The sequence below is a fragment of the Brevundimonas vesicularis NBRC 12165 genome (assembly GCF_001592205.1).
Classification (GTDB): domain Bacteria; phylum Pseudomonadota; class Alphaproteobacteria; order Caulobacterales; family Caulobacteraceae; genus Brevundimonas; species Brevundimonas vesicularis.
In genome coordinates this window covers 20663-33027 of sequence record NZ_BCWM01000009.1, presented here as the reverse complement: position 1 = coordinate 33027, position 12365 = coordinate 20663, and the positions used below count along the sequence as shown (strand labels likewise).

At 64.9% G+C, this 12365-nt stretch carries 12 protein-coding genes; 5 read left to right on the top strand and 7 right to left on the bottom strand.

The window, feature by feature from the left end:
- Positions 1–407 precede the first annotated feature (407 nt).
- Positions 408–1412 carry a cobaltochelatase subunit CobS gene (gene cobS / locus BVE01S_RS08560; RefSeq protein WP_055753459.1) on the bottom strand — a complete coding sequence of 335 codons (1005 nt, stop codon included), beginning with the start codon at positions 1410–1412 and terminating at the stop codon, positions 408–410.
- Between the two features lie 59 nt (positions 1413–1471).
- The gene (locus BVE01S_RS08555; protein ID WP_066626529.1) at positions 1472–1900 is read right to left on the bottom strand and encodes an organic hydroperoxide resistance protein; all 429 of its coding nucleotides are present in this window, start codon (positions 1898–1900) and stop codon (positions 1472–1474) included.
- A gap of 267 nt (positions 1901–2167) precedes the next feature.
- On the opposite strand from BVE01S_RS08555, the gene BVE01S_RS08550 reads away from it, so the two are divergent.
- A complete protein-coding gene (locus BVE01S_RS08550; protein ID WP_084375352.1) occupies positions 2168–4582 on the top strand; it encodes a penicillin-binding protein 1A in 2415 nt (804 codons plus the stop codon).
- Between the two features lie 118 nt (positions 4583–4700).
- A protein-coding gene (gene prfB, locus BVE01S_RS08545) for a peptide chain release factor 2 (protein WP_099052186.1) occupies positions 4701–5823 on the top strand; the annotation gives its coding sequence in 2 pieces (ribosomal slippage) (positions 4701–4769 and positions 4771–5823; 1122 coding nt in all).
- Between the two features lie 76 nt (positions 5824–5899).
- On the opposite strand, the gene BVE01S_RS08540 is transcribed toward prfB, so the two are convergent.
- From BVE01S_RS08540 to BVE01S_RS08525, 4 genes are all read right to left on the bottom strand, one after another.
- Positions 5900–6445 (bottom strand): bactofilin family protein, encoded by a 546-nt coding sequence (locus BVE01S_RS08540; RefSeq protein ID WP_082465003.1) that lies wholly within the window; start codon positions 6443–6445, stop codon positions 5900–5902.
- An 83-nt stretch (positions 6446–6528) separates the two neighbouring features.
- Entirely contained in the window at positions 6529–7023 is a 495-nt protein-coding gene (locus tag BVE01S_RS08535) for a peroxiredoxin (protein WP_066626527.1), read from the bottom strand.
- Complete coding sequence (tyrS, locus tag BVE01S_RS08530) at positions 7023–8276, bottom strand: tyrosine--tRNA ligase (protein WP_066626525.1); 1254 nt, start codon at positions 8274–8276, stop codon at positions 7023–7025. Before tyrS ends, BVE01S_RS08535 begins: the two co-directional genes overlap by 1 nt.
- 327 nt (positions 8277–8603) lie before the next feature.
- Positions 8604–8819 carry a DUF4287 domain-containing protein gene (locus tag BVE01S_RS08525; RefSeq protein ID WP_066626524.1) on the bottom strand — a complete coding sequence of 72 codons (216 nt, stop codon included), beginning with the start codon at positions 8817–8819 and terminating at the stop codon, positions 8604–8606.
- A 102-nt stretch (positions 8820–8921) separates the two neighbouring features.
- On the opposite strand from BVE01S_RS08525, the gene BVE01S_RS08520 reads away from it, so the two are divergent.
- Entirely contained in the window at positions 8922–9428 is a 507-nt protein-coding gene (locus BVE01S_RS08520) for a DOMON-like domain-containing protein (protein WP_066626523.1), read from the top strand.
- The gene (locus tag BVE01S_RS08515) at positions 9425–10627 is read left to right on the top strand and encodes an exo-beta-N-acetylmuramidase NamZ family protein (RefSeq protein WP_066626522.1); all 1203 of its coding nucleotides are present in this window, start codon (positions 9425–9427) and stop codon (positions 10625–10627) included. The genes BVE01S_RS08520 and BVE01S_RS08515 overlap by 4 nt, the downstream gene beginning before the upstream one ends.
- Positions 10628–10636: 9 nt before the next feature.
- Here BVE01S_RS08515 and BVE01S_RS08510 read toward each other — a convergent pair whose 3' ends face one another.
- Entirely contained in the window at positions 10637–11752 is a 1116-nt protein-coding gene (locus BVE01S_RS08510; RefSeq protein WP_088582137.1) for an aspartyl protease family protein, read from the bottom strand.
- A 102-nt stretch (positions 11753–11854) separates the two neighbouring features.
- Between BVE01S_RS08510 and BVE01S_RS08505 the strand changes: the two genes are divergently transcribed.
- Positions 11855–12337, top strand: coding sequence for a MarR family transcriptional regulator (locus BVE01S_RS08505; protein WP_066626519.1), 483 nt, complete (start codon positions 11855–11857; stop codon positions 12335–12337).
- The last annotated feature ends 28 nt before the right edge of the window (positions 12338–12365 follow it).

Sequence of the window (12365 nt, the reverse complement as noted above, 5' to 3'; positions counted from 1 at the left end):
CCGTCGACTGAAGGCGGGGCAAGGCCTTCTGGCCAAGGCCCGACCTGATCATATTGACGAATGCCCGGAAGCATTGGCCCCATTTGAAGCTTCAGGGCTTGCGGCAGAGACTGGCAATATTGATCCGTCAGGGGCGGGCCGCTTGCTCTTGAGAATCTCAGATAGGCGACGGGCTTCCCAGCTTCCTCATATTCGCAATAAGCCCCCTCCGCTGTGGCGTCGCCCGGTGCGCCAAGACGAGATGCTGATAGGGTCGCATCGGGTATGCGCGACGGACAAAAGAAGCCGGAAGTTGCATGCCGAAGGCCGCCGTCTTCGACCACGAAGGCGTCGGACACCGTGTTGTCCACGGTGGCCTGTGCCGATATCGCGCTGAGTATCAGGGCGGACAGCAACGCTGCAGACATTTATCCCACCTTCACTCGCGTCGCCGCTTCCGGCAGGTCCTCGCCGAAGGCGCGCTGGTAGAACTCGGCGATGGTCGGGCGTTCCAGTTCGTCGCACTTGTTCAGGAAGGTCAGGCGGAAGCTGAGGCCCAGGTCGTCGTTGAAGATCTGGGCGTTCTGGGCCCAGGTGATGACGGTGCGGGGCGACATGACGGTCGAGATGTCGCCATTCATGAAGGCGTTGCGGGTCATGTCGGCGACGCGGACCATGGCGGCGATGCGGCGGCGGCCCTCGGCGTCCTTCCACTCGGGCACCTTGGCGGCGACGATCTCGGCCTCCACGTCGTGATCGAGATAGTTCAGCGTGGTGACGATGTTCCAGCGGTCCAGCTGGGCCTGATTGATCTGTTGCGCGCCGTGATACAGGCCCGTGGTGTCGCCCAGGCCGATGGTGTTGGTCGTGGCGAACAGGCGGAAATAGCGGTTCGGGCGGATGACGCGGTTCTGGTCCAGCAAGGTCAGGCGACCCTGGGCCTCGAGCACGCGCTGGATCACGAACATCACGTCGGGCCGGCCGGCGTCGTATTCGTCGAACACCAGGGCGATGGGGCGTTGCAGCGACCAGGGGAGGATGCCCTCGCGGAACTCGGTGATCTGCTTGCCGTCCTTCAGGACGATGGCGTCCTTGCCGATCAGGTCGATCCGGCTAACGTGGCTGTCCAGGTTCACACGCACCAGGGGCCAGTTCAGGCGGGCGGCGACCTGTTCGATATGGGTCGACTTGCCGGTGCCGTGATAGCCCTGGACCATGACGCGACGGTCGAAGGCGAAGCCGGCGCAGATGGCGATCGTCGTCTGGGGATCGAAGCGATAGGCCTCGTCGATCTCGGGCACATGGCTGTCGCGCTCGTCGAAGGCGGGCACGGTCATGTCGCTGTCCACGCCGAAGGCTTCGCGCAGGGTCACGCGGCGATGCGGTTCGAGCGTCAGCAGGGGATCGGGGGAGGCGTCGAGCGGGGAGGTCATGGACCTCATCTAGAGGCGCCGCGCGCGCGGCTCAACACGCGCGCGGCCCTTGGCGTCGGTTATTTCGCGCTCAGGCGAACATCGACGTTGTTGCGGGTGGCGTTGGAGTAGGGGCAGACCTGGTGCGCCTTCTCGATCAGGTCGTCGATGACGGCCTGCTCTAGGCCGTGGTCGGTCACGGTCAGGTCGACATCCAGGTTGAAGCCATCGCCCTTGGTGTTCTTGCCGAAGCCGACGCCGGCGGTGACCTTGGTGTCGGGGCTGACGGGCGTGCCGGCCTTGCCGCTGACCAGACGCAGGGCGCCGAGGTAGCAGGCGGCGTATCCGGTCGCGAAGAGCTGCTCCGGGTTGGTGCCGTCGCCGCCCTTGCCGCCCATCTCGGTCGGCGTCGACAGTTTGACGTCGATCTTACCGTCATCGGTGGCGGATCGACCGTCCTCACGGCCTCCGCCCGATGCCGTCGATTGGGCGCGATACAGAACTTCCATGGCAGGCTCCTTGGGTTGGGATGCTTGAGATGGGAGCTTAACGGCGGACGGGAAGGGGGCGTTGCATCGCGGCTAGAGCCTGATCCGCTTGAGTTGAAGCGCTTCGCGCTTCGACGTAGCGGTGAATCAGGCTCCAGGTTCAAGCGAGACCTTGATTCACGGCTTCAACGGAATCGCGGAGCGATTCCTCCCCAGCCGATCAAGGTCTAGCCATCGGCGGGCGACGCGGGCTAAAGCACCTGCTGGGGCGCGTCGTCGGAGTACGCAGTGAACATTGCCGAACGCTGGTTCGTGTGGGCGGGCATGGTTCTGCTGGGCGGCATCGCCCTGGCGGGGTTGGTCGTCGCCGTCTATGCCGCGTGGCTGTTCCACGACCTGCCTGATGCGTCGGAGCTGGCGGACTATCGCCCGCCGACCGCGACGCGCGTCTATGCCGGCGACGGCACCCTGATCGGCGAGTTTTCGGATGAGCGCCGGATTTATGTCTCCTACGACCAGATTCCCCAGCCGGTGATCCACGCCTTCCTGGCGGCCGAAGATCGCAACTTCTTCCAGCATGGCGGCATCGACGTGGGCGGCATCGGCCGCGCGTCGCTGAAGAACGTCTTCAATCTGGCGTCGGGACGCCGGCTGGAAGGCGGCTCGACCATCACCCAGCAGGTGGCCAAGAACGTCCTGCTGACCAACGAATCCAGCCTGAACCGCAAGCTGAAGGAAGCCATCCTGGCCAATCGCCTGGAGGCGACCCTGTCCAAGGAACAGATCCTCGAGCTGTATCTGAACGAAATCTTCCTGGGCTATCGCTCGTTCGGCATCGCGTCGGCGGCCTACAACTATTTCGGCAAGTCGCTGGCGCAGCTGTCGCCCGACGAAGCCGCCTTCCTGGCGTCCCTGCCCAAGGGGCCGAACAACTATCACCCCAAGCGTCGCCCCGGGGCGGCCAAGGGCCGTCGTGACTGGGTGCTGGGCGAGATGGAGCAGAGCGGCTGGCTGACGCCTGAGCAGTTGGTCGAGGCGCGCGCCAAGCCTCTAGTCACGCGCGATGCGCCGCAACGGTCGGATTACAAGGACGCCGACTTCTTCGTCGAGGAGGCGCGCCGCCAGGCCGCAGCCAATCCCCAGTTCGGCGAGCAGCTGCGCGCCGGCGGCTTCTATATGCGCACGACCCTGGACCCGACGCTGCAGACGGCGGCGCGCCGGGCTCTGATGCAGGGGCTTGAGAACTACGACCGTCGTCACGGCTGGCGCGGCGGGTGGGGCACGACCGACTTCGCCGACGGCTGGCAGGCGGTCGCGCTGAAGGAACAGGCGCCGCCCGAGCGCCGCAGCTGGCAGGCCGCCGCCATCGAAAGCGTCAGCGGCAACACGGTCCGCATCCGCACCGCCCGTGACGACAAGTCCGGCACGCTGCTGGCGTCGGACGCGGCCTGGGCCAACGCCAATCGTCAGCTGAAACGCGGCGAACTGATCTTCGTGGAGCCGCAGGGCGGCCAGTTCGCCCTGAAGCAGGTGCCGCGCGTCAACGGGGCGCTGGTCGCCATCGAGCCGCAGTCCGGCCGCGTGCTGGCGATGGTCGGCGGCTATTCCTACGCGCTGTCCAGCTTTAACCGGGCGACTCAGGCGCGCCGCCAACCGGGTTCCGCCTTCAAACCCTTCGTCTATGCGACGGCGCTGGAGGGCGACTTCACCCCCGCCTCGATCGTGCTGGATGCACCGATCAGCTTCGCCGGCGGTCCCAACGGCACGCGCTGGACGCCCGAGAACTATAGCCGCCAATACTATGGACCTCAGACGCTGCGGCGCGGGCTGGAACTGTCGCGCAACGTGATGACGGTGCGGTTGGCCCAGTCGGTCGGGATGAAGAAGATCGTCGATCAGTCGGCCAAGATGGGTCTGCCGGGCATGACGCCGAACCTGTCGGTGTCGCTGGGCGCCGGTGAGGTCACGCCGCTTGAGATCACGGCCGCCTATTCCGCCTTCGCCAACGGCGGGCGGCGGGTGACGCCCTATCTGATCGACTATGTGCAGGACCGCGACGGCGAGACCATCTTCCGCGCCGACAACCGCAGCTGCCGCGAATGTGGACGGGGCTTCTCCGGCCAGGAGTCGCCGCGCCTGCAGCAGCGCGGAACCCAGGTCATCGACCCGATCACCGCCTATCAGATGAGCTCCATGCTGGAAGGCGTGGTTCAGCGCGGCACGGCCGCCAGCGCGCGCGGCCTGGGTCCGTGGGTCGCGGGCAAGACCGGCACGACCAACGAATATCGCTCGGCCTGGTTCGTGGGCTTCACCACCGACATCGTGGTCGGCGTCTTCATCGGCTTTGATGACAACCGCTCTCTGGGATCCGGAGAAGCCGGCGCCTCGGCCGCCGTGCCGGTCTTCACGGAGTTCATGCAGACGGCGTTGAAGGAAAGGCCGGCTCGCCCGTTCGTGCGGCCCAAGAACGCCATCTTCCGGACCGTCAACGGCATCGAGGAGGCCTTCCGCCCCGGCACCGAACGCCAGGCCCCGCCGCCGCGCCCGACCGGCCCGGCCCAGCCCGTCGGACCGCAGAACTACTATGAGGTGATCCGCCGCGAGCAGGAGGCCGCCAGCGGCGCGCCCGCCTCGTCGCCCGCGCCCACCGCGCCGCCGCCGCCCAAGAAGGCGCCGGCCGAGGACTTGAGCGGATTGTACTGAAGCTCTAGGTAGGGCTTTCGAACGGCGCGTCCTCGTGGCGCGCCGTTTTCCATTAATCCTGCCCTGTCGCGCGGCTGCGGGTCGCGCTGCTTAAGGGCGTTGTGTCGCGGAGATTGCGATGAGACCGGATGTCGAGGCCATGAAGGCCGACATCGAGCAGAGCGTCGCTCTGCTCAGGAGGCGTCTTTGACTGGGATGTCGCTCTAAGAAAGCTCGATGAGCTGAACGCGCGGGTCGAGGATCCGACACTGTGGGACAAGCCTGACGAGGCCCAGGCCGTCAGCCGCGAACGCTCGCAGCTGGAAGGCAAGATCAACACCGTCAAGGCGATGGAGCAGGACCTCGAAGACGGGGTGATGCTGGCCGAGATGGCGGACGAGGAAGGCGACGAGGGCGCGCTGGAAGACGCTCGCGCGTCGCTGCGCGGCATCAAGGAACGCGCCGCCCGCGCCGAGCTGGAAGCCCTGCTGTCCGGCGAGGCCGACGGCAACGACGCCTATCTGGAAGTGAACTCCGGCGCCGGCGGCACCGAATCGAACGACTGGGCCGGCATGCTGCTGCGCATGTACTCCCGCTGGGCCAAGGCGCACGGCTATGAGGTCACGATCGAGGCGCACGAAGAGGGCGAGCAGGCGGGGGTCAAATCGGCCACCATCCTGATTGAAGGCCCCAACGCCTATGGCTGGCTGAAGTCGGAGTCGGGCGTGCACCGCCTGGTCCGCATCAGCCCCTATGACGCGGCGGCCAAGCGCCACACCAGCTTCGCCTCCATCGGGGTGTCGCCGGTCGTGGACGACGCGATCGAGATCGACATCAACCCCTCGGACGTGCGCACCGACACCTATCGCGCCTCGGGCGCCGGCGGTCAGCACATCAACAAGACCGACTCGGCCGTGCGCCTGACGCACACCCCGACCAACACCGTCGTGGCCTGCCAGGCCGGCCGGTCGCAGCACCAGAACCGCGAAATGGCGTGGAAGATGCTGCGCGCGCGCCTGTACGAGTTGGAACTGCAGAAGCGTGAGGCGGCGGCTCAGGCGCTGGCCGACGCCAAGACCGACATCGGGTGGGGCCACCAGATCCGCTCCTATGTCCTGCAGCCCTATCAGATGGTGAAGGACCTGCGGACCGAAGTTGAGACCTCGGACACCCAAGGCGTGCTGGACGGCGACCTGGACGCCTTCATGGGCGCGGCCCTGGCCCAGCGGGTCGGCGAGACCCGCGGATCGAGCGTGGACTGACGGAAAAGGGCGGCTCCAACGAGCCGCCCTTTTTGTTTTGGGCTTCCGGCTTTGCGGCCGTTCGCATTCGACGCGGTCAGGCGGCGGTCTTGTCAGCCTTGTCGGCCTTCGGCGCGGGGGCTTCCAGCATGGCGGCGCCGGGGGTGTCGCGCTTGGCCTGGTTGCAGCGGCCCTGGAACCAGGCGCCCTGGTCGATGGCGAGCTGTTCCTGGGTGATGTCGCCCTCGACACGGGCAGTGGCGTGAAGCTTGACCTGCTTCGCAACGATGGCGCCCGAGACGCGGCCGCGCACGTCAAGGACGTCGGCATGGACCGTGCCCTCGACCGAGCCGCCTTCGCCGATCACGACGCGCGAGACGCGGACGTCGCCCTTCAAAGAACCGTCGACCTGGAGCTCGCCGGCGCCGGAGATGTTGCCTTCGTATTTCACGCCGGCCGACAGGGTCGACAGATTGCTGGACCGGGCCGCCGGACGGGCCGGTTCGGGCGCGCGCGGCGCAGGCGTCGTCGCGGGCAGCGACGGCGTGCTCGCAGCCGTCGGCGTAGGCGTGGTCGGTTCGGGCGCCGGGGGGATGCCCAGGCCGTTCGATCCGCTGTCGTAGGATTTGCTCTTGGTGAACATGGTGCGCTCCGCATCTGCCAGCCAAGGCCGGCCAAGCCCCTATTAGCCCCGACGCCCACTAGGCCGTGGAGGAGGGGCCAAGGTCAAGCATCGCTTCCGAACGGCGCTCGCTGATCACAGGCCCTGGCAGCCTCCAGCACGGCGGCGGCGTGGTCGGCGACCTTCACATTGCGCCAGGCCTTGGCGACGCGGCCCTCGGCGTCGATCAGAAAGGTGGCCCGCTCGATGCCCATATATTCGCGGCCATAGAGCTTCTTCTGCACCCAGACGCCCCAAGCCTCGCAGGCGGCGCCGTCCTCGTCGGAGGCGAGGGTGACGGCAAGATCGTATTTGGCCTTGAACCTGTCGTGCTTCTTCACCGTGTCCTTGGACACGCCGATAACCGGAACGCCCAGCGCGGCGAATTCAGAGGCCCGGGCGGTGAAGTCCTGGGCCTCACGCGTGCAGCCAGTCGTGTCGTCCTTGGGGTAGAAATAGACGACGGCAGGCTTGCCGTTGAGGGCGGCGAGGGTGACGCGGCCGCCGCCGTCCGTGGGCAGGTCGAGAGCGGGGGCGGGCTGGCCTTCGGCGGCGGACATCAGACGGGCCTCACCAGAACGATCTTTTTCTTGCCGGCCGCCAGTTTGATGACGCCGTCCTTGAGGTCGGCCTCGGTCAGCAGTTGGGCGCCGTCGGACACCGCGGCGTCGTTCAGACGCAGGCCGCCGCCCTGGGCCAGGCGACGGGCCTCACCGTTGGACGCCGTCAGGCCGGCCTTTGTCACGACGGCGGCGATCATGGCGCCGTAGACCTCTGCCAACGGCAGTTCGACGGTCGGCAGGTCGGCGGACAGCTGGCCTTTTTCGAAGTTGCTTTCGGCGGCGGCGCGCGCCTTTGCGGCCTCGTCCGCGCCATGCAGGAGTGTGGTTGCGGCGTCGGCGAGGGCCTTCTTGGCGTCATTGATGGCCGCGCCTTCCAGCGCTTCGTATTCTGCGATCTGTTCCAGGCTCAGGTCCGTGAACAGGCGCATGAAGCGGCCGACGTCGGCGTCCTCGGCGTTACGCCAGAACTGCCAGTAGTCGTAGGGGCTGAGTTGTTCGGCGTTCAGCCAGATGGCGCCCTGAGCGGTCTTGCCCATCTTGCCGCCGGATGCCGTGGTCAGCAGCGGCGTGGTCAGGCCGAAGGCGGCCTTCTGATCCACGCGGCGCACCAGATCCACGCCCGAAGTGATGTTGCCCCACTGATCCGAGCCGCCCATTTGCAGGGTGACCTTGTGGCTGCGGTTTAGCTCCAGAAAGTCCACCGACTGCATCAGCATGTAGTTGAACTCAAGGAAGGTCATGGGCTGCTCACGCTCCAGCCGCAGCTTGACCGAGTCGAAGGCCAGCATCCGGTTGACGGTGAAGTGGGTCCCGAAGTCGCGCAGAAACTGGATGTAGCCGTAGCCGGACAGCCAGTCGTCATTGTTGACCATGACCGCATCGGTCGGGCCGTCGCCGAACGTCAGGAACTTGGCGAAGACCGTCGTGATGGTATCGATGTTCGACTGGATCGTCTCTTCGGTCAGTTGCGGACGCGACGTATCCTTGCCGGTGGGGTCGCCGACCTTGGTCGTGCCGCCGCCCATCAAGACGATGGGCTTGCCGCCCGCCTGCTGAAGCCGGCGCAACATCATGATCTGGATCAGGCTGCCGACGTGCAGTGACGGCGCAGTGGCGTCGAAGCCGATATAGCCCGGCACCACGCCCGCAGCGGCCGCCTCATCCAATTCGACGGGGTGGGTGATCTGATGGATGTAGCCGCGCGCCTGAAGCGTGCGCAGGAAGTCGGATTTGAAGGCGTGTTCGGTCATGGTGAGGCTGGGTTAGCAGGGATGACGAGGGTCGTCTTCCCCTAGTCGAGGCGGCGTCGGCTGTTCAGACGATGCGGATGAAAAACACCGTCTAAAGTGTCTAATTCGTCTAATCTCGGTCGGCGCGAAATTGCACTGCACCGCGAAAACGCGTGCAAAATGCAAGATGGTGGAGTTCAGGCGGAGCGGCTTTGGGCATGGCGCGCCCATTGTACAACCGTTTTGCAGAGTGACAGGGTGAGCGCTGCTGCTTCATCTCAACACGTTGTTTTGTTGGGATATATCTGGCGGAAATACTATGGTTAGCGTGACTTTCGAGCGTGGCCGCTACTTCAATCCGTCCTGCGCCAACGTGTAGGCGACCACGGCGTTGGCGTGGCCGTGGCCCATGCCGTGCGCATCCTTGAGAATGGCGACCAACTCCATATGCCGGGCGGGATAGCCGTCGCGCACTATCTGCTGCCAATGGGAAATAGGATGGCCGTAGGTCTTCTCGATTGAGGGGAAGTATGACGCCGGACCCCTCACGGGATTGTCGGTCATGAGGTTCTCCCTTTTTCCGAACCGATACTATCGCAACGCGCGGTGAGCGTCACGGCGATGTATGAGCGTTGACCGTGCGCGTTGCTTCGATACGAAGGCCCTATGCGTCTGCCCCTGATCCCGCACCCGACATCCAGCCCTGCGGGACTGACTCTGGAGGTCGAGGCGCAGCGAGCCGGGCGGGTGCTGAGCCTGGAGTATGTGCTAGCCGGACCGGTGGAGGGGGTGTGGCGGCCGGAGGCGGCGGCGCGGGTGCGGACGGATGGGCTGTGGCAGGCGACCTGTTTCGAGGCCTTCGTGCGGACGGCGGGCGGCTATGTCGAATACAATCTGTCGCCGTCGGGGGCGTGGGCGGCCTATCGATTCGACGGCTATCGCGAGGGGATGCGGGAGCTGGAGATGCCCGCGCCCTTCATCGTGACGCGGTCGGCGCCCGGACAATCCGTGCTGACGGCGGACGTGACCTTGCCGGAGGATGCGGCCGGGGCGGCGGGTTTGGCGGCGGTGATCCGGGGCGTGGACGGGGCGATCGGCTATTGGGCGCTGGCGCATCCTTCGGATAAGCCGGACTTTCATCATCCCGACTCGTTCGCGCTGGACCTGACATGAACTTCGGCCTCGACCGCCTTTTGTCCGACGACACCCTGAGGGCGCAGCTGATGGGACGGCGCGTGGCCTTGCTGGCGCATCCGGCGTCGGTGACGAAGGATTTGACCCACGCGGTGGACGCGCTGGCCGCCTGTCCCGAGATCAGTCTGACCGCCGCCTTTGGCCCGCAGCACGGGATGAAGGGCGATCTGCAGGACAATATGATGGAGAGCCAGGATTATCGCGATCCGGTGCACGGCTTTCCCGTCTTCAGCCTTTACGGCGAGGTGCGGCGCCCGCGCGACGAATGGATGGCCGAGTTCGACGTGCTTCTGGTCGATCTGCAGGACCTGGGCTGCCGCATCTATACCTATGTGACGACGCTTCTGTACGTGCTGGAGGCGGCGGCGAAACACGGCAAGTCGGTCTGGGTGCTGGATCGGCCCAATCCGGCGGGACGGCCGGTGGAGGGGATGACGCTGAAGCCCGGCTGGGAAAGCTTCGTCGGGGCCGGGCCGATGCCGATGCGCCACGGCATGACGATGGGCGAACTGGGCCTGTGGTTCATCGACCAGTTCAAGCTGGATGTGGATTATCGGGTGGTGGAGATGCAGGGCTGGGCGCCCGAGGCGGGGCCGGGCTTCGGCTGGCCGCTGCTGGACCGGTCGTGGGTCAATCCCAGCCCGAATGCGCCGAACCTGTCGATGGCGCGCGCCTATGCGGGCACGGTGATGCTGGAAGGCGCGACCTTGTCGGAAGGGCGGGGGACGACACGGCCGCTGGAGCTGTTCGGGGCGCCGGACATCGATGCGCGGGCGGTGATCGCGGAAATGCACGCCTTGGCGCCGGAATGGCTGGGCGGTTGTGTCTTGCGCGACATGTGGTTCGAGCCGACCTTCCATAAGCACGTCGGAAAGCTGTGCAGCGGGGTGCAGATCCACGTCGATCACCCTGGCTACGACCATGCGGCCTTCAAGCCGTGGCGGGTTCAAGCCCTGGGCTTCAAGGCGATCCGTCGGCTGTATCCCAACTACGATCTGTGGCGGGATTTTCCGTATGAATATGCGTTCGGGAAACTGCCCATCGACGTGATCAACGGCGGGCCGGGCCTGCGGGAATGGGTGGACGACGCGGGGGCTGAGGCGGCTGACCTTGAAGCCGCCGTTGGGCCTGACGAACGGGCCTGGGCGCAAGAAAGAAAACGCTTCCTGCTGTACTGATTTCCAGGGTCATCCGGTTCGATCGACTGCCGTCAAGGTGCGTTCGATGATGTCGAAGCCGACAATGCCTTTCTCATTTCGTACGAACTGGATCTGAACTACCGGATCGTTGGCGAAGTCAAAGAGGTCGCCATCATGTGGCGTCAGGAGGCGGGGCGCTCTGCCATCGCGCTGATAGATCAGGCGCTCCCCTTCTACGCGTATCTCGATTCCATCGTACCGTCCGGCGTAGTTCGATAGGGGCGACGCGGCGCGTCTGTCGGGCGTCGTAGCCCAGCTTCGCTTCCCGACCGGGTCCATCACGATCGTCATTTGGCGCAGAAGGTGGAGGCCCACATTCACCCTCTGACCGTAGAATTGTAGTTCAGGATCCGTGATGACGAGTGGGCCGACACGAATAGCGCCCTTCATACGAGCCCCATAGATGGGTTGAGTGCCGCCGACCGAAGTGGCCGCGCCAATCACGGTCGGCGCTTTCTCAAGCGGAAGCGACGCCGCCATGGCGAGCGGCAGCGTCAAGCTGCCTGTGTGCCCCGTGTCCATAAGACCCAGGACGCTAAAACCAGGTCCCTCGACCGTAATGCCCGGCCGCTCGTCCGGGAGGTAGGGGTAGGATGCGCCGGTTGGCAGGGTGAAGCGAGATTTGTCACGAACCCGAAGTCGATCATGCGACAACTCAAGACATACAAGCCTGTCGCCAAAAATGTAGGGACCGACAATTCCAGCTTCGTTGGGCGAAGGATGCGAATAGACGGCGAAATCCTGATCGCCGACGGCGATGCCTCCCAAATTGACGTCCGGCAATGTCGTCAAGAATCGATCTTCAAGAGGTTTGCCAGTGGCGCCGTCGATGGTGATTGCATCTCCGGTCTTTTGTAAATTAAGGGCTGTCACATAGGGAGTATCGATCGCCGATCCACTCGTTCCTGTATCGAAGATCATGGGCGCGGCGATCCCGTTTGCGATCCGCGCTATGATCAATAATCGGTCAAGCGAAACGAATAGTGACGCCATTTCGCTACGCGGGCGTACGTTTTGGACATCTAATGCGAGGGCGGCCTTCGGATGGGCCGCCACAAGCGAAAGGGCGGCAGGCGTGAGCAGAACGGAGCGGCGCGTTAACATGAGGTCTTGTCCAAGCTTCAATAGTGCTAATCGTACCGTTGGAGGCGAGGGTCGCAAGTGAAATTGTCGTCAGAACCGCTCACGGAACTGGAAGGCGCGTTGATGGTGGAGATTCACCATCGTGGGATGACGACCGCTTTCAAAGTGCGGCGGGCGTTCCAGTTATCGATGTCTTCGGAATGGAGCGGCAGCGCCGGCGCCGTGAGTCCGGCTATACGTCGCCTAGAGGCTGCCGGGCTGCTCAAGATGGGCGAACCTGAAGGTGCAAGGCGGGCGCGTCAGCTGTCACTCACGCCGTTGGGTGAAGCAAAGCTGAAAGCCTGGAGTCTGGATGCGGAAAAGGCGAGCAACATCGGTCTGGACCCATTCCGAATTCGGGCTGGCCTATGGGCTATGTTGCCTGAAGTTGAGCGTAGCGCGCTATTTGAAGCACTTAGGAGGACGACGGAGGCGCAACTGGCTTCGTTGCCAGCCTATGGTCGTGATAGAGATGAAACGGAGCGTGTGGCGATTGGCATCGTCCACGAAACCTTGAAAGTGCGTCTGGCATGGCTGGACGGGTTCGAAAGCGACCGCAAGGCCTGAGATTTGGCAGCGCTTCGGCTTCCGCGCG